This window comes from Lacrimispora brassicae (assembly GCF_054772055.1).
Map to the genome: position 1 here is coordinate 79,261 of NZ_BRYH01000008.1, position 21,255 is coordinate 100,515.

At 48.0% G+C, this 21,255-nt stretch carries 21 protein-coding genes; 5 read left to right on the forward strand and 16 right to left on the reverse strand.

Annotation, left to right across the window (positions count from 1 at the left end; all coding sequences use genetic code 11):
* Positions 1–57: 57 nt before the first annotated feature.
* Together ACYVD3_RS05145 and ACYVD3_RS05150 are read right to left on the reverse strand one after the other, a co-directional pair.
* Positions 58–1,506, reverse strand: coding sequence for a sensor histidine kinase (locus ACYVD3_RS05145; protein WP_460641439.1), 1,449 nt, complete (start codon positions 1,504–1,506; stop codon positions 58–60).
* The gene (locus ACYVD3_RS05150; RefSeq protein ID WP_460641440.1) at positions 1,503–2,189 is read right to left on the reverse strand and encodes a response regulator; all 687 of its coding nucleotides are present in this window, start codon (positions 2,187–2,189) and stop codon (positions 1,503–1,505) included. Before ACYVD3_RS05150 ends, ACYVD3_RS05145 begins: the two co-directional genes overlap by 4 nt.
* Positions 2,190–2,365: 176 nt before the next feature.
* Between ACYVD3_RS05150 and ACYVD3_RS05155 the strand changes: the two genes are divergently transcribed.
* Positions 2,366–2,803 carry a hypothetical protein gene (locus tag ACYVD3_RS05155; RefSeq protein WP_460641441.1) on the forward strand — a complete coding sequence of 146 codons (438 nt, stop codon included), beginning with the start codon at positions 2,366–2,368 and terminating at the stop codon, positions 2,801–2,803.
* A gap of 24 nt (positions 2,804–2,827) precedes the next feature.
* Here ACYVD3_RS05155 and ACYVD3_RS05160 read toward each other — a convergent pair whose 3' ends face one another.
* From ACYVD3_RS05160 to ACYVD3_RS05220, 13 genes are all read right to left on the reverse strand, one after another.
* The gene (locus ACYVD3_RS05160) at positions 2,828–3,112 is read right to left on the reverse strand and encodes an ArsR/SmtB family transcription factor (protein WP_460641442.1); all 285 of its coding nucleotides are present in this window, start codon (positions 3,110–3,112) and stop codon (positions 2,828–2,830) included.
* Entirely contained in the window at positions 3,075–3,689 is a 615-nt protein-coding gene (locus ACYVD3_RS05165; protein ID WP_460641443.1) for a 4Fe-4S binding protein, read from the reverse strand. The genes ACYVD3_RS05160 and ACYVD3_RS05165 overlap by 38 nt, the downstream gene beginning before the upstream one ends.
* On the reverse strand, positions 3,686–3,892 hold the full coding sequence (locus ACYVD3_RS05170) for a 4Fe-4S dicluster domain-containing protein (RefSeq protein WP_460641444.1): 207 nt from the start codon (positions 3,890–3,892) through the stop codon (positions 3,686–3,688). Before ACYVD3_RS05170 ends, ACYVD3_RS05165 begins: the two co-directional genes overlap by 4 nt.
* Positions 3,893–4,062: 170 nt before the next feature.
* Positions 4,063–4,800 carry an ABC transporter permease gene (locus ACYVD3_RS05175; protein ID WP_460641445.1) on the reverse strand — a complete coding sequence of 246 codons (738 nt, stop codon included), beginning with the start codon at positions 4,798–4,800 and terminating at the stop codon, positions 4,063–4,065.
* Positions 4,797–5,534 carry an ATP-binding cassette domain-containing protein gene (locus ACYVD3_RS05180; RefSeq protein WP_460641446.1) on the reverse strand — a complete coding sequence of 246 codons (738 nt, stop codon included), beginning with the start codon at positions 5,532–5,534 and terminating at the stop codon, positions 4,797–4,799. The genes ACYVD3_RS05175 and ACYVD3_RS05180 overlap by 4 nt, the downstream gene beginning before the upstream one ends.
* A 27-nt stretch (positions 5,535–5,561) precedes the next feature.
* The gene (locus tag ACYVD3_RS05185; RefSeq protein ID WP_460641447.1) at positions 5,562–6,536 is read right to left on the reverse strand and encodes an ABC transporter substrate-binding protein; all 975 of its coding nucleotides are present in this window, start codon (positions 6,534–6,536) and stop codon (positions 5,562–5,564) included.
* 50 nt (positions 6,537–6,586) lie between these two features.
* Positions 6,587–7,171 (reverse strand): UbiX family flavin prenyltransferase, encoded by a 585-nt coding sequence (locus ACYVD3_RS05190; RefSeq protein ID WP_460641448.1) that lies wholly within the window; start codon positions 7,169–7,171, stop codon positions 6,587–6,589.
* Positions 7,172–7,192: 21 nt separating this feature from the next.
* The gene (locus ACYVD3_RS05195) at positions 7,193–8,071 is read right to left on the reverse strand and encodes a 4-hydroxybenzoate octaprenyltransferase (protein ID WP_460641449.1); all 879 of its coding nucleotides are present in this window, start codon (positions 8,069–8,071) and stop codon (positions 7,193–7,195) included.
* On the reverse strand, positions 8,040–9,770 hold the full coding sequence (locus ACYVD3_RS05200) for a menaquinone biosynthesis decarboxylase (protein WP_460641450.1): 1,731 nt from the start codon (positions 9,768–9,770) through the stop codon (positions 8,040–8,042). The genes ACYVD3_RS05195 and ACYVD3_RS05200 overlap by 32 nt, the downstream gene beginning before the upstream one ends.
* Positions 9,771–9,863: 93 nt before the next feature.
* Entirely contained in the window at positions 9,864–10,937 is a 1,074-nt protein-coding gene (locus ACYVD3_RS05205) for an FAD:protein FMN transferase (RefSeq protein WP_460641451.1), read from the reverse strand.
* A complete protein-coding gene (locus tag ACYVD3_RS05210) occupies positions 10,927–12,039 on the reverse strand; it encodes a hypothetical protein (protein WP_460641452.1) in 1,113 nt (370 codons plus the stop codon). The genes ACYVD3_RS05205 and ACYVD3_RS05210 overlap by 11 nt, the downstream gene beginning before the upstream one ends.
* A 35-nt stretch (positions 12,040–12,074) precedes the next feature.
* Positions 12,075–13,061: a polyprenyl synthetase family protein gene (locus ACYVD3_RS05215; protein ID WP_460641453.1), complete on the reverse strand. Its 987-nt coding sequence runs from the start codon at positions 13,059–13,061 to the stop codon at positions 12,075–12,077.
* Complete coding sequence (locus ACYVD3_RS05220) at positions 13,054–15,072, reverse strand: NAD(P)/FAD-dependent oxidoreductase (RefSeq protein ID WP_460641454.1); 2,019 nt, start codon at positions 15,070–15,072, stop codon at positions 13,054–13,056. Before ACYVD3_RS05220 ends, ACYVD3_RS05215 begins: the two co-directional genes overlap by 8 nt.
* Before the next feature lie 269 nt (positions 15,073–15,341).
* Between ACYVD3_RS05220 and ACYVD3_RS05225 the strand changes: the two genes are divergently transcribed.
* The 4 genes from ACYVD3_RS05225 (at position 15,342) to ACYVD3_RS05240 (ending at position 18,944) form a co-directional block, all read left to right on the forward strand.
* Positions 15,342–15,716: a NusG domain II-containing protein gene (locus tag ACYVD3_RS05225; RefSeq protein ID WP_460641455.1), complete on the forward strand. Its 375-nt coding sequence runs from the start codon at positions 15,342–15,344 to the stop codon at positions 15,714–15,716.
* A gap of 164 nt (positions 15,717–15,880) precedes the next feature.
* The gene (locus tag ACYVD3_RS05230) at positions 15,881–17,284 is read left to right on the forward strand and encodes an AAA family ATPase (RefSeq protein WP_460641456.1); all 1,404 of its coding nucleotides are present in this window, start codon (positions 15,881–15,883) and stop codon (positions 17,282–17,284) included.
* The gene (locus ACYVD3_RS05235; RefSeq protein WP_460641457.1) at positions 17,268–17,987 is read left to right on the forward strand and encodes a hypothetical protein; all 720 of its coding nucleotides are present in this window, start codon (positions 17,268–17,270) and stop codon (positions 17,985–17,987) included. Before ACYVD3_RS05230 ends, ACYVD3_RS05235 begins: the two co-directional genes overlap by 17 nt.
* A gap of 138 nt (positions 17,988–18,125) precedes the next feature.
* Positions 18,126–18,944, forward strand: a complete 819-nt coding sequence (locus ACYVD3_RS05240; protein ID WP_460641458.1) for an alpha/beta fold hydrolase — start codon at positions 18,126–18,128, stop codon at positions 18,942–18,944.
* Positions 18,945–19,048: 104 nt separating this feature from the next.
* Here the strand turns inward: ACYVD3_RS05240 and ACYVD3_RS05245 are convergent, their stop codons facing one another.
* Positions 19,049–20,872: a methyl-accepting chemotaxis protein gene (locus ACYVD3_RS05245; RefSeq protein WP_460641459.1), complete on the reverse strand. Its 1,824-nt coding sequence runs from the start codon at positions 20,870–20,872 to the stop codon at positions 19,049–19,051.
* Positions 20,873–21,255 lie beyond the last annotated feature (383 nt).

The following is a 21,255-nucleotide window of genomic DNA, read 5'->3' on the forward strand; positions in this document are numbered from 1 at the left end:
CCTTCTATTTCCGATACCGGCAGTGCGGAAAAAATCACAAGTGGAACTTACAATGGACTATTTGGCTATGCTTGTGAACCGAATGGAAAAGAGGGTCTGTCCTTCGCCGCTTTTTACCAGAAGATCCGCCTTATGACGGTCCGCAATCTGTTTTGCAATGGCAAGCCCCAGTCCGGTGCCAGATCGGTTATCAGGACCTGGCGTTTTGTAAAAACGGTCAAATAAATGAGGCAGTTCTCCGGAAGGGATGTCTTTACCCTGGTTGATCACTGCAACCAGATAATCTCCTCTATGCTGGCTAAGTACCAGCTGCACTTTTCCGGGGGGTATGGAAAATTTCACCGCATTATCCAGGAGGATCAGGAGAAGCTGACGGATCCGCCCGTAGTCCCCTTTTGCAAGACATTCTTTTTCGGGACAGCTTACGAACAAATCCAATCCCTTTTCCTGGGTGGAACGACGGATTGCCCGTGCGGTGTCCCGAACTACATCACAAAGGTTCACTTCGTTCATTTCCAGACGGAACTGTGCATCCTGCAGCCTGGACAAATCCAGCAGATCATTGACCAGCCGCTCCAGATGTCGGCTTTCATCCAGCATTTGCCGGTAATAGTCCCATATTTCCTCTGATTTGTTTACCGTGCCGTCCAGAAGAACTTCCAGGGAACCACGCAGAACTGCTACCGGTGTACGCAGCTCATGGGATACATTTGCGACGAAATCCTGCTTAAGCTGGTCCAGGGCGGCCCGCTCCTTCTCTGTCTGTGCAAGACGGTCTGATAAAAAGTCAATGGTATGGGCCAGCTGGCCAATTTCATCGGTCTGCGCTACGCCGGTTTCGGCAGCATAATCGCCATTAGCCAGACGTAATGCGGCTGTTTTCATGCGGCGCAGGGGGGCGGTAAAGCGATAAGACAGCCAGAATGCTGCAACGCCGGAAAACAATAATGCTACAACAGCTCCGGCCGCCAGGGCTGACAAGCCCTGAAGCACGGCCTCATTCACACCGCTTGCCGGAGAATGGAGCAATACTGCACCAGTAATTCCCAATGATGTACGGATGGGTGCTCCTACAGTCAGACTGGCGCCATCCAGCAGACCTGAGAATTCCTCCCCGTAGGTAACTTCCCCCTGAAAAACCCGCCTAACAATTTCCTCCGCATGTTTAGGAAGCTGTGCATAGGAAGCAGACCGGCCATGTACTGGCGTCAGAAAGTACAGGTTTTCATCCACAATCCAGACCTCTGCCATAGTTAGTTGGTTCAGAAAACGCAGATAGGCTCCGTAGCCTCCCGTGCCGCCATGTTCCATTCCTCCCAAGCCTTCTGTCTCAAAGGAAGCCAGAGTATCAGCAATAGAAAGAGCTTTTTCTTCCATGGCGGAGCGGTTAATAGCTATTGCGTGTTTTCGGAACATAGAAACAAACACGGCTCCCAGCATGGCAGTAAATAGTAACAGTACTGCCGCAAAGCAGGCAGTCAATTTCCAGACGATTCTGTTCTTCATAGGAAAACCTCAAATTTGTATCCTACGTTACGGATAGTACGGATATCCCAGGAGGAATGGTCAGTGTCTTCCAGCTTTGCGCGGAGACGCTTTATATGGGAGTCCACCGTGCGGGGGTCACCGTAATAATCATAGCCCCACAGCAGATCCAGCAGCATTTCACGAGTGTAAGCTCTGTTTTTTCCGCTGGCAAGTGTCCATAGTATATCTGTTTCCCGTTTTGTCAGCAGTACGGGATTTTTGCTAACGGTCACGCTGTAATCTTCCAGGTTAATGGTCAGGTTCGCAATGCTGAGAATTTTTGATGTCTCTCCGTCGCTTTTTTCAATCCTGCGCAGCACAGCGCGAACCCGGGCCATGACTTCACCCGGAGAAAATGGTTTAACGATGTAGTCATCTGCGCCAATGTCAAGCCCCATAATTTTCTCAAAATCCTCACCCCGTGCAGTCACCATAATGACCGGGACATCAGATTCTTTGCGAATTTCCCGGCAAACCTGAAAACCGTCCAGTATCGGCATCATTACGTCCAAAAGGATGATGTTGGGCTTACTGAGGTGGAATACCTCAAGAGCTTGCTGTCCGTCTCGGGCCAGCACGGTATCGTAACCCTCACGCTGAGCCGTGATTTTTAAAATATTAAGTAATTGGGGATTATCATCTGCAATCAGTATAACTGCCATACCTTACACCTCCTGTCTATTTATTAAAAGAATAGCATCCAAATAAGGCAGCTTGATGGCACAAGAAAAATAAATGTCTGAAAAACAGCATAGTTCTGCCATGGAAATGACATATAGTAACGGTAATATATGCGTACCGTAAGGTAAAAAAAGAAAATTGAAAGGAGTTTTTTATTATGAAAAGAATGAAAAATATGATTGCTGGATGTGCCGCTGTGTTAGTGCTGGCTGCTGCGCCGGTTACTGCATTTGCCGGAGCCGTCTATGAAACACCTGCGGAAGCTGCTGCAGGTATTACGGGAAAAACCCTGGATGAAGTGATCGCCCTGCGCGGTTCCGGTAAGAGCTACGGCACAATTGCTGATGAAGCTGGTAAGCTGGATGAGTTCCGGCAGGCAGCACTGGATATCCGTAAGGAGGCATTGGAGTTAAAAATAGAAGATGGCACACTGACCCAGGAACAAGCAGATGCCATGCTTACGGAGATGGCCCAGAGGCAGGCCCAATGCGACGGCACCGGCTCAGGAAGGGCAGGTGCCGGCTTGGGAGCAGGCAGAGGTTGTGGTTATGGAAGCGGGGCAGGAAAGCAAAACGGCTCCTGTCTGTACCGGTAAGGGGCAATAGGAAGGGATATCCTTTCATTCACCGCAATAATGCTCTTTAATGGCCCCAATCAGTGCGGTTACCCGCTGGTCATAAATCCTGTATTCCACGTTCATACCCAATTTTTCAGATGACAAAATACCCGCTGTCTTCAATTGATTTAAATGCTGTGAGAGTGCGGAAGATGTAATGTTGGGGGTGAATTTGTGTATTTCCCCCACCGTAAGAGGGCCTTTGATCAGTGCACACAGTATCAGCAGGCGATGTTCATTGGCCAGTATTTTAAGCAGCTCCGCTATCTTTTTTGCTTGTTCCTCCACAGTCGGTACACTCCTTTCCAAGTTTAAGCCGGCAGATTTCCTGAGTCATGGTCCCCATGGGACAGTAGACACACCAGGAACGGGGACGGAACAGAATCATGGTGGCGAGACCCAGGATGGTTGAGGTCAGCATTACGCCGAAAAAGCCGAAGGCAAACTGTGCCATCCACGGAACTGCCATAGAAACATCTGCCCACTGCCAAGGAAGCTTAAATACCCATAAAAGGGTTATTGCTTCCCGCAGCGGTGCACCGGCAAAGACCTTATAGGTGTTAAAAAGCATCAGGCCGAACATGGTCATGAAAAAGGCAAGAAACCCGTACCGGAACCATCGGCTGCGCAGAAATTTGGGGGGCGGTGCATTGCGGGAGAGCTTCAGTTTGTTTCCCAGTAAGCCAAGCAATTGCCCCCTACCGCAAAAACGGTTGCAATATACCTTGTTTCCGCCGATAATAGCGGCCAGCAGAGGAATGGTAAAAAATATCATGCCCAGCCAGGCAAAGAGAATATTACACAGACCCAGGGTTAAATAAAGCAGTTCCCCGATCCAGAGAAAATCATACCATTTCTTTTTCATACGGCTGCCCTCCGTTCCTCAATTGTAATAACTGCGGCAGGGCATATTCTGGCGCATTTGCCGCAGCCGATACACATATCCTGGTCAATTCGTGCGGTGATGCCTGAAGCAATGGTAATGGCGTTCTTTGGACAGGTTGTAACACAGCACCCACAGGCCACACATTCCTTGCCGATGCGGGCGATCTTTTTTGCTTTGTTCATGAATACCTCCGTAAATAAGTATTTAAGTTATTACTAATATACTTTATTCCTTGGCCCTTGTCAAGATGACAATTTTAAAAAATTATGGCGGGTATCCCAATTTGCTTTGGCTCATAGGGATACCCGCCTCTCATAAGTTTTTTACTCCGGCTGCCAGGGGAGCCGGGAAGTTACCTTGTCCCCTTGCACAGTGTCCACTGAATTCCATCCAGAGCCCAGAACAATGCTGCTCCTATCACCGACATGACAACAATGCCGCCGTACATCTGAATGTAATTAATCCTGGACCATGCATCCAAAATGTAGTATCCCATTCCCCAACGGGTTCCATAAGCTTCTACAATCAAGAGAATGGCTAAGGAGGTTCCTGTCCCGATGCGGATGCTGGTGAACAGCTCCGGCAGTACCGCCGGCAGGGTGATATCCTTTAAGATACTTCTTTTATGGGCGCCGGCACTTTTTGCCACATTATAAATACCCTGATCGATATGCTCTGCCGCATCCCGGACCGCGACAATGATCTGGAATACTGTGGTCAGGACAATAATGAGAATTTTAGAACCATTGCCAAGCCCTAAAAGCAGCATACAGACCGGAAGCAGTGCTGTTTTGGGAACCGGGTAGGAAAAGTATACCAGAGGATGAAGAATGCGGTTTGCAACGGCAGAGGAGGCCATTAAAATTCCCACAGGAATGCCCATGAGAAGGGCAATGGACAAGCCTGCGGCCACACGGCCTAAGCTGGCTCCTATATGAAGCCAAAGCCTGACCGTTGCCACCTGGCTGAATTTACCGTAGACCGTAAAAGGTCCCGGAAGCACCGGAGTAAACAGAAAGGCGGCGAGAAGGAACCAGAGCAGATTTACAAGCAGAAACCCTTTTAAAAAGACCCACATTTTTTTCCTCATATCTCATCCGCCTTTATAATATTCTCCGTGATCTGCTGTTCCAGCGACCGATAGGCGGCTTCTGAGGGAGGTCTTACTCCCTGCCATGGGTTTTCCATAAAAAGATTGAACCTGCCGCCCCGTTTCATAACTGCGATCCTGTGGGCAAGGTAAAGGGCATCTTCCACCCGATGGGTAACAATGACTGTGGTGGGCCTTTTTTCGTTCCAGATCCGTAGAAAAAGCTCCCTTGCCCCCAGGGCCGCCCCAATATCCAGGGCAGCGAATGGCTCGTCCATCAAAAGCAGTTCCGGATTCATAAGAAACGCCCTTGCGAGAGCCACACGCTGTGCCTGTCCGCCGCTTAATGTGCCTGGATAACGGTCTAAAAGCCCATCAATCCCCAGTTCTTTACACAGGCTGGTAAGCTGTACTTCCATGTTGCTTGTATTACCCCGGATTTTCGCCGTAAACAGGCAATTTTCCTTTACTGTCTTCCAGGGCAGCAGACCGTAGTTCTGCGGGATCAGCCCGATAGAACATGTTTTGGGGCCAAGCCCGGTTCCGTCCAGAGTGACGGAACCTGTATAGGGTAGAATGCCTGCCAGGGCGTGAACCATGGTGGATTTTCCACAGCCGGAGGGACCTGCCACAGCCAGAACCGTTCCGGTCTCCAACTGCCAGGACATCTGGTCAATGACCCTATGTGTTCCGCCTTTCCCATATGTGACAGAAATATCATTCACTTTCAGCATCTGGCTCCCTCCGTTCTTCTTAGGTTTCTATTTTAACTCGCCCATTAGCTGATCAGGCTTTAAGTCCGGGCTGCATAATCCCTTCTTTGCTGCCCATTCCACAGCCGCCTGAAGGTCAGCATTCTTTGGCAGTTCATTTTTCCGGTATACAGGCAGCTTAATATTTCCTGCCAGCTCCTCAGGATAGCCTGCCGCCTTGATGACCGTGGCTTCATACTCGTCCAGGGGCGTACTGTTAAGATAATCAACCGCTTCATCGTATGCCTGATACATTTTTTTTATTGTATCGGACTTTTCGTCAATGGAGTTCTTTGTAAATGCAGATACAGCAGGATACAGCCCAACCGTGTTGGCACTTCCCAGGACTACTGCTCCATCCTTTATGGCAAGGGTGGAAAATGGTTCTGGCAAAAGGATCAGATCCACTTTGCCGTTTCGCAGCATTTCAAGCCTGTCAGGGATCCGCGGAACCACCTGCTTATCCAGATACGTATCATCCAATCCGGCATTATTTAAAATATAATCCAGGGAATATTCAATCAGTGTATTTTCTGAAATTGCAATGCTTTTTCCAGCTCCATCTTTCAGGGAAGTGATCCCTGTGTCCTTTCCGGCCAGGAGCACATAATCCCCATCCGTACAGCCGGTGGCCTTTACGTCCAGTCCGGCATTCTGATACATGCACAGACCGATGAAATCGGTAAATACCCCATCCAGTTCCCCTGCCTGAAGGGCCGCATCCCGGTCTTTTGCAGAAGAAAATACCTGCATGTCCAACTGAAATCCGTACTTTTTATCAAGCCCCTGTTCCGTAATGATAGTAAGGGGTACAATATCGGAAGAATACATGACTCCCAAATGAACGGTGGTATCCACCGGGGTCTTTGCCTTGCCGGTGCATCCGCCTAAAAGGGCGGCCGCTGCGCCGCACAGCAGCAGAGGGAGGATATTTCTGCCTTTCCAAAGGCGATGTTTTATTTTGTTTTCTCCTGAGTTTTCCATATGTTTTCCTATAATCCTTTTGAGGTTCTATTTTTTATTTTATTTCTATTCTATACTTCTTCTTTCCACCTGGCATACCGGTGGTTTTCCACTCCCAGGCAGTCCAATACCCGGCCGGCCATGAAATCTGCCATGTCATCAAGACATTTTGGTTTCTGGTAAAAGGCTGGCATGGCGGGAACGATAAAAGCGCCGCACTCTGTTAAATTCAGCATATTTTTCAGATGGATCCGGGACAGGGGTGTTTCCCTGGGCATCAGTACCAGAGGGCGGCGCTGCTTCAGCGCCACATCGGCAGCCCGTGTAATCAGATCCGGTGTAATGCCTGCCGAAATGTGAGCCAGTTTTGACATGGAGCAAGGGGCGATGATCATACCGTCCGTCAGATGGGAACCGCTGGCAGCCGCGGAAAACAGATCCCTGTTATCTTCCAGGATAAGCTGATCCGGGAATCGTTTCTTAAAGCATGCGATCCACTCACCTGCTTCCTGTCCGGTTTCGTAGGCAACTACCTTTTCCCCTGTTCCTGTCAGGATGAGCCGTACCCTGGCTCCGGCCTCAAGCAGGGCTTCTGTTGTCCGAAGACCGTAAATGCTGCCGCTTGCGCCCGTAATTCCAACTACATATTGTTTCATTGTCCGCCTCTTTTCATTGCATTAAAAGTATACATCCAAAGTCCCGAAGACCAGAAGCACGATGCTGGTGATCTGGCTGATGCTGTATGACGCAATATTAACATTTTCCAGGTGATCCGGTGATACCAGCCGGTGCTGGATCACCATCAGGACCGCGATGATTCCCAGACCTGATCCGTAAAGCACACCGAACTGGGGATATAGAAGCACTCCGGCAATGCAAAGGCAAAGCAGTGCAGCCCCATGAAACAGTGTGCTGATCAGCAATCCGCCTTTCACGCCAAATCGCACCGGAATGGAGTGAAGGCCGTTTGCCTTATCAAATTCATAATCCTGAGAGCCGTAGATAATATCAAATCCTCCAGTCCAGAGGCAGTTGGCAGCACCAAAGAAAAGCGGTATCAGGGAAAACTTCCCCGTTACCGCCAGCCATGCTCCTACGGGAGCGCAGGCACATGTAATGCCCAGAACCAGATGGCACATCCAGGTAAATCGTTTTGTGTAGGAGTAAATTGTCATCAGGAACAGGGCCAGGGGAGAAAGGAGGAGACATAACAGGTTTAAACGGGAGGCGCTGAACACCATAACCAGAAAGCAGACAGCCACCAAAGCCAGGGTTTCCTTTTTTCCGATCTGCCCCTTGGGAATCTGGCGGCCGGCTGTCCTGGGGTTTTTTGCATCGATCCTGGCATCCACTACCCGGTTTAAGGCATTGGCTCCTGTTCTGGCGCTTAAAAAGGCAAGGGCAGCCCAGAATACCACCTTTGGATCCGGCCGGCCTGCGGAAACTGCAAGAAGTGCTACTGCGGCAAAGGCCAGGGAAAAGATGGTGTGGCTGAACATGACCAGCTTCCCGTATTCATTCAGTTTATTTACTATTTTTACAATGATCGATCCCATAAGTGCTCCATTTCTCTGATACCTTTTTTCTGATCTCATCTGTCATGACGATATCTTCCGGCCAGGGACGGGTAAGACCTTCCTCCAGCCTCTTTCTTGTGGCGTCAAAAGCAGCTCTGCGGCCTTCAGTAAACATGTCTCTGGTGACGTCAATGTTGTTGAACACCCGCCACATGACTGTGGAATGATCCGAGGGATCCACATCCTCGTCCACAACTAAAATAAGGGAAGCCTTTTTTTCCTCCAGTAAAGCAAGTGCTTTTTGCCTGCCGTCCCAGGCCTGTTCCTTGGGGATGGGCAGGACCAAAAGGGATCCTTGGGTGAAGGCTTCTTTTCCCTTGCTGGTGGCGTCTATGCCAAGCCGTCCGCCATACAAGGGATAATCAGAAGAGTGATCCAGGGCATCCAAAGGCCCTTTGCTAACCACAAAATCCTCCCCGGGATGGGCATAGCGTAAGACCTCCCGCCAGACAGCAGCCGTATCACTGGGATCAATGGTTTCATCAACCGCCACGATCATCTTGGCGGTTCTCATCTGTCCCATGCCCCAGATTGCGTTCATAACGGTTCTGGCGGCTCCCGGATAGGAAGGCTTTACAGATACTACTGCGCAGTTATGGAAGACCCCCTCAAAGGGAAGATGGATATCCCGCAATTCTGGAATTGCCATTTTTAAAATGGGAAGAAATATCCGTTCCGTGGCTTTTGCCATATAACAGTCTTCCATGGGAGGCTTTCCAACTACTGTGGCAGGGTAAACCGGATGTTTTTTGCGGGTAATGGTTGTGACATGAAATTTCGGATACCAGTCTGCCAGGGAATAATATCCCGTATGATCTCCGAAAGGCCCTTCCCAGACCAGATCTTCCTGGGGATCCACATAGCCTTCCAGCACAAATTCCGCATCCTCCGGCACGTAAAGGTCGTTGGTAATGCATTTTACCATTTTTACCGGCCGTTTCCTGAGAAATCCGGCAAGCATCATCTCATCCAGCTTTGGGGGAAGGGGGGCTGTGGAAGCATAGGTGATAGCCGGGTCACCTCCAAGGGCAACGGATACGGGCATTGGACAGCCCTTTTTCCGGTATGCTTCGTAAATACCGGCTCCGTCCTTGTGTTTCTGCCAGTGCATGGCTGTGGTCTTGGAATCCAGCACCTGCATCCGGTACATGCCGATGTTCTGAAGCTTTGTATCAGGATACTTTGTAAAGACAAGGGGAAGTGTAAAGAATCGTCCTCCATCAAGAGGCCAGCACTGGAGAACCGGCAGTTGCCCCAGATCCGGTTCTCTCTCAATCACCTGCTGGCAGCTTGGCCGCCTTACATGAAATCCGCTCCGGAAAGGAAAACAGCATAACAGGCGCAGCAGCTTGGGGGCAAAGGAAATCAGCTTTGAAATCGACGTATAGTTTCCAAAATCCAGATAGGCTTCTATGTCTTTTGCGATATCGTCCAGGCGGTCCGCTGAAAGAGAAAGGGCCATTCTGCTGTCTGTGCCAAAGGCATTCATCAGCACCGGATAGGGAGAGCCTTCCACATGTTCAAACAAAAGCGCTTTGCCTGCGGGATTTTCCGCCTTGCAGACCCTGTCTGTAATCTCCGTTATTTCCAGGAGAGGGGATACTTTTTCCGTTATCCGGATCAGCTCCCCTCTCGCTTCCAATTTATGAATAAAATCCTGCAGTCCTCTATATGACATATATCCTCCTTTCCTTTAAACTGCCCACGGTCTTTGGGCATCCAGGTATACCCGCAGGGTGTTTCCTTTAAACTGCCCACGGTCTTTGTGAAATCAACGGTCATGATTGCGGTACGCCTCGTAGCCGCTGCTGGTCCGGATGCTTTCATCAGGCATGACCCACATTGCTTCTACACCCTCCATGCTTTCAACCATTGCCAGCCCCTTTTCATAGGGCAGGTTAAATATGGCAGTAGAAAGGGCATCTGCCCAGCCGGAATCTCTGCACACAATAGAGACTGCCCGGAAGTATGCTGCAGGCATCAGTGTGTCTGCGTCAATGATATGATGGTATTTCACCCCATCCACTATATAGTATCTTTCATAATCACCACTGCTCACAAGAGAAAGCCCGTCCAGATTCAATGTATCGATGGCAGTTTTTTCGCTGTCAGTGTCCGGGTTCTGGATATCCAGTTTCCAGGGAGTCCCGTCTGCCCGCTTCCCGATGGCGCGGATATTGCCTCCCACACTGAGAAGGATATGATCGATCCCTTTTGCTTCCAGGAACTCTGCAACCTGCTCCGTGGCGTAGCCTTTTGCAATGGCGCCCACGTCCAGCCTCATATCAGGATCCTCCAGATATACGGTGGAAGCTTCTTCGTCTATGATGACCTTTGAAAAATCCGTATGTAGAGCTGCTTCTTTCAGCTCATCCATAGAGGGAACTTTAGCGGTTTCCGGGTTTTCTATGCCCATTGTACGGTAGTCGTGCCAGATGGAAAGGACACTTCCCATGGCTACATTCACCTTGCCGTCAGTTTTTTCATAGGCTTCTTTGGCCAGGCTCAGCATTTGGATGATTTTTGGATCTACCTTCACAGGGCCTTTGCCGGCATTATCATTGATAGTCTTAATATTGGGGATTCCTTCATAATCGTGATAGATGTCATACAGCTTGTGGTATGTTTCCAGCTCATCATGTACATCCGTAGCAATTTTAGTAAAGTCCTCTTTATTTTTTGCATATCCCACGATCTGGGTGACGGTATCGAAGAGATTCAAAAATTCAGCGTGGAATCTTTGATCCTTTTTCGCTCCTATGGCGGCGGTATTAACCGCCGCCATAGTAAGCGCTGCCAGAGTCCCGGCAATTATAAAGAATTTTACTGCTTTTTTATTTTGCATTTGCTTCTGCCTTGGAAATGCCGGCCTGGAAATCACCAATACCAACGGTTACGCTGGCTTTTAAGTCGGCATCAGTAGGTGCCCCTTCTGTTTCATCAATTGCAAGTCCGGTGATCTCACTGGCTGTTTTGCCAACTGCATAAGCTGCAAAACTTGCTGCCTGCTCATTCCACTCTTTTCCGATTGCGGAAGCTTTTTTCATGCCATAGGCATCACCTAACTGATCCTTGGTCTTGAAATCAGCAGACGCTAAGTCGCTGGTGACCTTACCGGCAGCGTTGAAGTTTACATTGACCTGGGAAGCGTCAAGAACACAGCTTGTGATCTTTCCGTCTGCGCCAAAGCTGGCAATGGTGTAGGTAGAATAAGCCTGTGCTACACCGTCAGCATCTGCGGCTGCATCTTTAGACTTGCTGATACCGGTTACGATGCCATAGCCCAGTTTGTCGCCTGTCTGAGCGCCTGCACTCTTGGCATTTGCCACAGCCTGATCAACAACAGTGATAAAGTCTCCGATATGAACGGTAATGGTAGCCTTTAAGTCTGCATCATCTGCAACACCTTCGGAAGAAACTGCGATTCCCTTTACTTCATCGGCTGTTTTTCCGATTACATACTGGGCAAAGCCTGCAGCCTGCTCGTTCCACTCCTTGCTGATAGCGGAAGCTTTTTTCATACCGTATTTCTCTCCCAGTTCATTTTTGGATTCTACAACGGTACCAAGATCTGTAAGCAGTTTTCCTTCCTTGGAGAAATTCACCTTGGTCTGAACGGAATCGATCTTACAATCTACGATCTTGCCGCTTTCGTCTACCAGTACGGCAGCGAACATGGTATCTACTTCTGCAAGACCGTCTTTTTCCCCGGCATCCGTAGATTTACCGATGGAAGAAAGCACTGCATAACCGGTAGACAGGGCGCCGCCTGCTGCTTCAGCCTTTGCAGCTTCTGTGGTGGTCTCTGCCTGTGTGGTAGGTGCGGCAGTTGTTGCTGCCTCTGTCGGTGCAGCAGTTGTTGCCTTCTGTAAATTGGAAGAACAGCCTGCCAGGATGGATGCTACCGCCATAAGACCACAGCCTAAAGCTAATACTCGTTTTTTCATAAAAATTACTCCTCCTTATGTTGCTTTATATTGTATTATTTTTTAATACCATAATAAGATTTATCCACCACGGTCATGATCCGGGCCTTTTTTGCTTCGGTTAATCCCAGATTCCCGATGGTGCTTGTTGCTTTTGTATAGTATCTGCCGGCTACGGCCTTTGTATAAGCGGTTCCACCGGCTTCTAAAACTTTGGAATAAAGCTCCCTGGCGGAAACAAGGCCGTTTTTCACCTGCCCTGAAAAGCTCTCGTCCTGGTTCATAGCATGGATGAGAGGAAGGGTAACGACTCCTTCTTCATAATCGGAGCGGACATTTTTCTTGGCTTCCGTCTCCTCCATCTCATAATCGATGCAATCATCCATGAGTTGGAAGATCATGCCCACATCGTTTCCTGCCTTCCGGTACATGCGAAGCTTTTTCTCATCCTTTGTGGACAGCATGGCGCCGCCATGAAAGGAGGCTTCAAAAAGTGCTGCTGTCTTTCCTTTGATAATGCTTAAATACCGGTAAACCGATAAGTCCAGGTTTCCGTTGTTAATTTCCTGACGAAGTTCGCCCATACAGATCCTGCACAGGTAATTGGGCATATCCAAAGCCTTGAATTCGTTTCTTTGAGGGATGGAAGCCGCCAGCTTAAGGGCCAGAGACAACAGGTAATCACCGCAAATGACCGCCGCTTTTTTTCCAAATCTCTTTTGAAGTGTTTCGATTCCCCGCCTTGTATCAGCGTCATCGATCACGTCATCATGAACCAGAGTGGCCAGATGCAGCAGTTCTACCGCAGATGCCAGATTGACGGCTTCATCCGGGACTTTATCTTCTTCATCCATGGAACAGGCCATAAGCCCGTAAGCACGGATGAATTTGCCTGTGGATTTTGCCAGATGGGCCGTATAATTCCTGATGACAGGAGGGGCCGAAGACAAATGCTTTTCCACAGCCAATGCCATCAGATTAAAAGCCTCTTCAAAATCATACCGCAGCCCGCCGGAATCCTCCAACAATTCTCTATTAGTCATTGTATAAATACCACTTCCTTATAAAGGGAAGTTTTCTCCATTTTTTCTTAAGCCATGGCATGACATAATAGTCAAGGCCAAGGGTTCTGCCACCGCCGATTAAGACTGCAATGCCGGCGAAAATCATCCAGAACGTGTTTAAGTAAAGACCGGTGGTGCAGACAAACATAAACTGAAGCACCAGAGATGCTCCTGAGGAAAGGAAGTTAAATAAGCCGGCCATCAAAGCAAGACCGATCAGGATCTCCGCGATCACAATACCCCGCTGCATGAAAAGCTGCAGTCCGCCGTTAGGCAGGATGACATTGTTTACAAACCAGTTCATAGGAGCAAAATCCAGTTTAAAGGCATAATCAGACAGAGTGGCATGGGATAAGCCTACGGAGCTGACAAGGGTTGCGTCGATCAATCCTAAAATATGATAGGAGAAAACAGGAACACCCGCGGATACTGCATCTGTCACAGCTCCGGTGGCACTGGAAACCGCATCTGCTGCAGCCGAAGTTGCGCTGGCAACCCCATCTGCCGAAGGAGCAGCTCCTCCGATGCCTGAGATCCCGTAAGGAGCTAGAATGTTGTTGAAGAACTGATTGGCTCCGCCAAAGAATCCGCTGAGCATGGGCTGGCCCATCCAGCCTTCCACGATCTTCATAACACCTTCAAACACCCATACAGCGCCCAGCCATACCCGAAGGGGCGCCAGCAAAAAGCTTGGAGTCCTGTTGGAGAAATGACCTCCTAAGAAGCTTCTGCAGTTGCGCATGGTAAAGAATTCATGGCATACATAGCTCCAGACCTTATTCCAGCCCAAAACCTGGATAAAATAAACTACATTGATAAAATGCTTGGAAAGCATGGCAAAGAAGGAACACAGATTGAACATGTGGTTGGGAAGTCCTACCCGTGCAACTCCATAGCGGCCGCCTACAGAGACCATGACGCCGTGGAAGGACGGTTTATACTCCTCCATGGCTCCTGTGCCCGTAATGGCGCATATCATGTTGTGGGCGGCGGTATGAGCGCTCTGTTCACAGTTTTCCACCATCTGGGGAACAGGCTCTTTCTCGCCCTGGGGAACATACATCATGTTATCGCCTACCACATATACCTCTTCATGGTCCTTGGCCCGAAGGAAAGAATCTACCTGAATCCTTCCACGTCCAATGGATTCTAAGGTCTTTGCTGCTTCCCCTGTGATGTCTGCGCTTTCAATACCGGCTGTCCAGATCACTGTTCCAGCCGGATAACGGTTTTTCCTGCCGTTCTGATTCAGCTCGATGTAATCCTCGCCAATGGCGGTTACACCGGTTTCCATCATTACCTTTACACCCATCTTTTCCAGGCGCCGTTCTACCTTGCCGGACAATTTCTCCGGAAGGATGGGTACTGTACGATTTAAAATATCCACGTCATGCATGGAAACAAGAGATGGATCTATTTCATACTCTTCACACAGGAAGGGCACATATTCTGCCAGTTCTCCAGCCATTTCCACACCGGTGAAACCGGCTCCCACCACGTAAAAGGCCAAAAGACGGCGTTTTTTCGCCTCATCCGGCTCACAGGCTGCTTTGCGGAACACCTCATGGATCCGTTCCTTTAATAACATAGCATCTTCATAGGACCAAAGCTTATAAGAATATTCTTCTGCGCCTTCCACACCGAAAAAGGTGGGTTTGGACCCGGCGGCCAGAACCAGATAGTCGTAATCATATTCGCCCTGGCTTCCCGTCAGCTTTTTCTCCTCAATGGAAATCTGACTGATGGTGTCTGTGATGATTTCCACATTCCTGCCGGCAAATACTTTCTTCAGGCTGATGCGGATACTGTCTTCCTCTACTCTTCCAGCGGCCACCTCATGGAGCTCAGTGAGCATGGTATGGAACGGATGCCTGTCGATGATGGAGATGCTTACCTCATGATCCATCTTCATCTTGCGGAATTTCTTTTCCAATTTTTTGGCAGTTAAAATACCGGCATAGCCGGCACCCAGTACTACTATTTTCTTCAAGTCTTCCCCTCCTTGTATGATAGCGGCTCACAAATTGCCACTTTGATATTATTATAACATATTAGTAATATTTTTACCAGAATTTTATCTGAAAACGATAATATTTCCCATTTATTGAAATGTTTTCCTTTGGTGCTCCCGGCCGTTTCCGGTTATTCCTGGTGTTGGGTAAAAATAAACCGTTCATACATCTATTTCCAGTTTTATTATTTAATAAACAGGACAGCCATGTTATAATAAAGATTCAGGAAATTTAAGAGAAATATGAGGTGACGGATTTGAAACATTTAAAGAAATTGACAGTCATGCAAAAAAGAGAGCTGATCCTCATTGCCGCCATTCTGGCGATATCAGGGCTGCTCTCTGCAGTATTTTATGCCGGAAACAGAAAAGCAGCGGAGCTGGTGGTGGTCACCGTAGACGGCAAGACTGTGGCAACCCTGGATCTTCATAAAGACACAGACATGATCATTGACGGGCATGGCGGTACGGATCACTTAGTCATCAAGGACGGCTACGCCAGCATTACGGAAGCTACCTGTCCTGATAAGGTATGTGTCCGCACAGGAAGGATCCATAAGAGCGGGGAACTGATTGTGTGCCTGCCCAACCGGGTGGTAGTGACAATCGAAGGCGGAGAATAAGGAGGCCGGCGGAGGGCTGGAACCCTTTTTCGGATCTTTGAATATACTGCCTGTTTATGGAGTATAATACCCAATATCGGAATAAAATGTACCGTTATTTGAAAAATATTTACATTTTTTTAGGGCTATGATATTCTGTGGTCAGGAAAGGGGTTGATAGAACGGTGGTTCAGGATACGGTTCGCATAAGTGAAATTGAATTAAAAGGATTTAAGAATACCCAATACGGACGGATTGCAATGCCTTCTGCCGGTAATAAGAATTTTTTCTCAAAAACAGCGGATATTCTGGGCATTTACGGTCAGAATGGCTCGGGAAAAACAGCGGTGATCGAGGCAATGGAGTTTGTCCAGGCTTTGCTCACAGGGCGGCCTCTGTCCCGGGAAGCGGTCCACTATATTTCCAAAGAGGCGGATGCCTGTACAATTATTGTCCGGTTTATTATCCAGTCAGACAGCAAAAAAGCCATGGCAGAGTACTCTGTTCAATTAAAGAGAGTTTCCAACAGCGAATTTGAGATCACACAGGAAGTCCTCTCCGGGGCTGCCTGGAACGGAGAGAAATTTGAAAGCAAAAAGACCTTGATCGATTATAAGCTGCATTCCGAAGGGGTAATATTCACTCCTAAATACCGGTTGGAAGATTTAATACGGGAGAATGAAGAAAATAAAGTCAATTTAAGCGTTGCAAAAAAAATCGCCAGGAAAGATCTTGTTTCTTTTATCTTCGGCCCGGAAGGCAGAGGGGTGTTTTTATCTGCAGCTAAGGGGGCGTCTCAGGACTATGCCTATCTCATTGAATCCCTTTATCAATACGCAGGCATGAACCTGTTTGTGATTTCCAATGCCCACGCCGGAGCCATCAGCATGAATTTCATGATCCCTTTTGCCTTCCGCCTGGACCTTGGGGAGAGGATCGCAAAGGGAGACTTACTCATCAGGCTTGACGAGCCGTCAGTGATCAGCAAAGAACATTTTAAGATGGCACAGCAGATCATCCGGGAAATGAATGTGGTTCTTGACACCATAATTCCCGGCCTTTCCATCGGAATTTATGACCTTGGAGAGCAGCTTTTTGAACGGGGAGAGACAGGACACAGGGTGGAACTGATTTCAAAGCGGGAAGAGATCATAATTCCTCTGAAGTATGAGTCGGAAGGGATCATTAAGATCATTTCTGTTTTAAATGCCCTTATGTGCGTTTATAACAACGCCTCCATGTGTTTGATTATCGATGAGCTGGATGCAGGCGTTTTTGAATATCTTTTAGGGGAACTGCTTTCTGTGTTTGAAAAAGGGGCAAAGGGACAGTTGATTTTCACATCACATAATCTGCGCGCACTGGAAATGATCAATAAAAACAGCATTGTTTTTTCCACCGCAAATCCCTCCAACCGGTATACCCGTTTGCAGAATATAAAAAGCAATCATAACTTGCGGGATATGTATCTGCGGAGCATCACTTTAGGCGGGCAAAAGGAAACTGTTTATGAGGAGACCGACAGCGTTGAGATTGGCCGCGCGTTCCGCCGTGCCGGAAAGGCGGTGGAGGATGGGGGCCAAAACTAAGAAGGTGATCCTGTTTATCGTGGAAGGACCTACGGACGAGGAGACATTAAGTCCGGTTCTTAAAAAAGTGTTCCAAAAGGAAGATGTCCGCTTCCATGTGGTTCACGGTGATATGACAAGCAACTGGTCGGTATCAGGGTCCAATGCCGTTAAAACCGTTTATGAGCATATGGAGGTGGAAAGAAAGCGGTATGGCTTTGAGAAAAGAGACATTATGAAGGTGATTCATCTTGTTGACATTGACGGGGCCTTTATTCCGGCGGACCGGGTCCTTGGAAACAGGGGAGGAACCCTCCGGTATTTTGACGACAGGATTGAGGCTTCAGACCCTGACAGGATCATTGACCGGAACAAAAGAAAGTCCCAGGTGCTCCAGCGGCTTTGTACGGCTGATGCAGTTGGTAAAATCCCCTATTCCATTTATTATTTTTCCCGGAATCTGGAGCATGTGCTTCATAATAATAATGAGGATCTGACGGATGATGAAAAGATAAGCTGCGCAGATGCTTTTGCAGACAGGTATGGAGTGGATCAGAAGGGGTTTCAGGCATTTATTTCATCCGGGGATTTTGCAGTGCCCGGGGAATTCCATGAAACATGGAGCTTTATCATGAAGGGCCTGAATTCATTGCACAGGCATTGTAACTTTCACCTTCTTTTTCAAGATAAGGAACTGGAAGATGCGGCTGGCAGCAAGAGATAACAGGAGGAAAGTGATGAGCGATTATGAAAAGGCTTTGGGGGTTATGGATTCTGCAACTTTGGTTTAAATTATAAAAGTTGGAATCATGGCAGGGAAAAGGGAATAGCTTAGATTAAACATATTGTGCAGAGTGAGATCATGGGCTACTATATAACCGTTGAAAAAAATGTAAACATATACGTGGAAGATTTAAATCCGGACTGCAAAAAAACAATTTTATTTCTTCACGGCTGGCCGGGGAGCCATAAGCTATTCGAATATCAGTTTGATGTCCTTCCTAAAATGGGCTTTCGCTGCATCGGCATGGATATAAGGGGCTTTGGGAATTCCGATAAGCCGTTTTGCGGGTATGATTATGACCGGCTGGCCGATGATGTGAAAGCGGTCATTGATGTGCTGAACCTAAAGGACATTACCCTGGCAGGCCACTCCACAGGAGGAGCCATTGCCATAAGGTATATGGCAAGACACAGGGGCTATGGGGTATCAAGGCTTGCTTTGTTTGCGGCGGCGGCGCCAAGTCTTATAAAACGCCCTAATTTCCCTTATGGAATTGACAAGGAGGCAGTGGTTAAGATCATTAACGGGACCTACGCCGACCGTCCAGGTATGTTAAATGATTTTGGCAATATATTTTTCTTCCAGCATATTACAGAGCCCTTCTCCCAGTGGTTCTTCCAATTGGGCTTACAGGCGGCAGGCTGGGCAACGGCAGCCGTTGCAAATACCTGGATCCAGGAGGTGTTATTCTCGGATCTGGATTCCATCCAGGTTCCAACCCTGATCATCCACGGGATCCATGACCAGGTGGTGCCTTACTCTCTGGGAGAAATACAGCATCAAAGCATCAGAAATTCCAGGCTGGTACCCTTTGAATTCAGCGGCCATGGGGCGTTTTATGACCAAAAGGACGAATTCAATAAGGTTTTAGCTGAATTTGCCGGCGGAGCGTGTTAGGATCTTAGAAAAAGAGCTGCCCAGGACAGATAAACGGTCATCTGTCCTGGGCAGCTCTTGATCATTTTCAGGACAAATATATCTGCCTGATTTTCCCGGGTTTCTTAATATTTTTGACAGGCAGGTTCTGTTTTGGCGTCATATTCGTACCTTTGGATTTTTTTTATACTTTCTCTTTCCGGTTTCTGTTCTGTTTCCAACTGGAATTTGCTTACCTCTTCCCGCAGGGTATTGGCCTGGGCGCTCATTTCCTCGCTGGAAGCTGAGTTCTCTTCAGCAGTGGCTGCGTTTGCCTGTATGACTGCGGATACCTGCTCCAATCCTATGCGGATCTGTTCAATGGAAGAAGCCTGCTCAGAAGCCGATACGTTGATTTTATTGACGATATCGTTGATAAAGCCGGTGGTTTTATCAATATCTTCCAGGATCTTGGCGGTTTTCTGGGTGATCTGGGTGCCTTCCTGTACCGCATGAACGGAATTCTGTATGAGCTCCGCCGTCTGCTTTGCGGCTTCTGCGGATTTGGCTGCAAGGTTGCGGACCTCATCGGCTACCACGGAAAAGCCTTTTCCTGCGGTTCCTGCCCGGGCGGCCTCAATGGCGGCATTGAGGGAAAGGATATTGGTCTGGAATGCAATGTCCTCAATGACTTTTGTAATATTGGTGATCTGATCGGAAAAGACGACGATATTGTCCATTGCCTTTGTGAGCTGCTTCATATGGGAGCCGCCGTTTTTCACGTTATCACTGGTCTGGGTTACATATTCTGTAGCTTTTGTAACATTTTTTGAATTTTCTTCTGCCTGTTCCGTGATGCTTGTAATGGAGGCAGACAGCTCTTCTACGGAAGCGGCCTGCTCCGTGGAACCGGCGGCAAGCTGCTGGGCGCCTGAGGACACCTGCTCTGTCCCTGTATTTACCTGCCCTGCGGCAACGTCAATCATGATGAGAGTATGGTTTAAGGAGGAAACTGTCTTAATAATTGCCTTTTTAATGGCTTCAAAGTCTCCGATATAATCCAGATCCATGGAAAAACGCATATCTCCCTGTGCCAGAAGATTCAGCTTTTCCGTAATGTCCCGGATATAGGAGGTCAGGGCGGCATTTGTATGTCTGACGCTTTCCGCCATATTTCCCAGCTCATCCCGGCTTTCATATGTAATCTGGGCCTGTAAGTTTCCCTTTGCCATTTCCCTGTAAACAAGCTCGATTTCTTTTACAGGATCCAGAATGGATTTCCTGATGATTGCCGTAATAAAAAGGGAAAATAACAGGGAAATCAGCAGGGAAAGGGAAAGGGTGAACCAGGCTGATTTTGTGAAGTTTTGTGCTTCCTGTTTTTGGGCATTGGCAAACTGAAGCTGGATACCGGAAAAGTTTGACAGGATCTCTCCGGCCTGGTCCACGGCGGGGGAATAACTGTTTTTATAGGATTCATAGGCTTTGACGCTGCTTCCATTGGAGGAGGCGTTAAGCAGCCCTGAAATCTCTTCTCTGGCGGTTCTGGCCTTTGACAACAAATCATTCAGTTGGGCAATATCGTTATCCCTTGCGTTGGAAGACTGGTTTTTTGCAAATGCATCCAATGCGCCGGAAACACTTTCTTCCTGTTCCTGTGCCTTTGCCAGGTTATCCTGTACGGCCTGATGATCATCGTCAAGGACTGCCTGCAAAAGATATTTCTGTGCTGAGGCAAGACCGGACCTCATGGTCCATGTGCTGTTGGTATTTGGTACGGTATAGCGGTAATAGCGTTCAACCTGGAATCCGAGATTTTTTGTGTTTAACGCAGATAGGGCGGTGGATGCCATGACGATCAGCAGCATTACACCAAAACCTAAAATCAGCTTTTTGCTGATAGACAGGTTTTTAATCAGAGAGCCTTTTTCTCTGAGAACGTCTTCAGCGTCAGTATTCTGTTTTTTCATTTTATCGTTCCTTTCCTGATTTTCGGCCTGTGGTGGCTGCAGGCTGGAAAATGCTTCGTGTGCTAACATGTATATCGGAATTGTAGTGGCAATCAATAAGAATTTTAGAGTTATTTTTTTAACTATACAGACTACTTGGAATGTTTTCTCTTCTGGAAGGTTTATTTAAGGCTGTACTTCTTTATATGGCTCAGACGGATCCCATTGGAGTACACAACTTTCAACCCGTATTATTCTTCCCATTCTTCCACAAAAGCCCCAAGTTTTTCTGACAGTTTTGGGAAGCAGAACCGGGCTGTTAAAGAATACATAAAAAGAAATAAATTTGGCAAACTTCATTGTTTGGGGAATTTTGACAAATTCAAGAATGGAATCTATACATT

Bases quoted from the DNA above. Each gene is read 5' to 3' on its own strand.
- ACYVD3_RS05145 (WP_460641439.1), bottom strand. From the start codon at position 1,506: ATGAAGAACAGAATCGTCTGGAAATTGACTGCCTGCTTTGCGGCAGTA.
- ACYVD3_RS05150 (WP_460641440.1), bottom strand. From the start codon at position 2,189: ATGGCAGTTATACTGATTGCAGATGATAATCCCCAATTACTTAATATT.
- ACYVD3_RS05155 (WP_460641441.1), top strand. From the start codon at position 2,366: ATGAAAAGAATGAAAAATATGATTGCTGGATGTGCCGCTGTGTTAGTG.
- ACYVD3_RS05165 (WP_460641443.1), bottom strand. From the start codon at position 3,689: ATGAAAAAGAAATGGTATGATTTTCTCTGGATCGGGGAACTGCTTTAT.
- ACYVD3_RS05170 (WP_460641444.1), bottom strand. From the start codon at position 3,892: ATGAACAAAGCAAAAAAGATCGCCCGCATCGGCAAGGAATGTGTGGCC.
- ACYVD3_RS05175 (WP_460641445.1), bottom strand. From the start codon at position 4,800: ATGAGGAAAAAAATGTGGGTCTTTTTAAAAGGGTTTCTGCTTGTAAAT.
- ACYVD3_RS05180 (WP_460641446.1), bottom strand. From the start codon at position 5,534: ATGCTGAAAGTGAATGATATTTCTGTCACATATGGGAAAGGCGGAACA.
- ACYVD3_RS05185 (WP_460641447.1), bottom strand. From the start codon at position 6,536: ATGGAAAACTCAGGAGAAAACAAAATAAAACATCGCCTTTGGAAAGGC.
- ACYVD3_RS05190 (WP_460641448.1), bottom strand. From the start codon at position 7,171: ATGAAACAATATGTAGTTGGAATTACGGGCGCAAGCGGCAGCATTTAC.
- ACYVD3_RS05195 (WP_460641449.1), bottom strand. From the start codon at position 8,071: ATGGGATCGATCATTGTAAAAATAGTAAATAAACTGAATGAATACGGG.
- ACYVD3_RS05200 (WP_460641450.1), bottom strand. From the start codon at position 9,770: ATGTCATATAGAGGACTGCAGGATTTTATTCATAAATTGGAAGCGAGA.
- ACYVD3_RS05205 (WP_460641451.1), bottom strand. From the start codon at position 10,937: ATGCAAAATAAAAAAGCAGTAAAATTCTTTATAATTGCCGGGACTCTG.
- ACYVD3_RS05210 (WP_460641452.1), bottom strand. From the start codon at position 12,039: ATGAAAAAACGAGTATTAGCTTTAGGCTGTGGTCTTATGGCGGTAGCA.
- ACYVD3_RS05215 (WP_460641453.1), bottom strand. From the start codon at position 13,061: ATGACTAATAGAGAATTGTTGGAGGATTCCGGCGGGCTGCGGTATGAT.
- ACYVD3_RS05235 (WP_460641457.1), top strand. From the start codon at position 17,268: ATGGGGGCCAAAACTAAGAAGGTGATCCTGTTTATCGTGGAAGGACCT.
- ACYVD3_RS05240 (WP_460641458.1), top strand. From the start codon at position 18,126: ATGGGCTACTATATAACCGTTGAAAAAAATGTAAACATATACGTGGAA.
- ACYVD3_RS05245 (WP_460641459.1), bottom strand. From the start codon at position 20,872: ATGAAAAAACAGAATACTGACGCTGAAGACGTTCTCAGAGAAAAAGGC.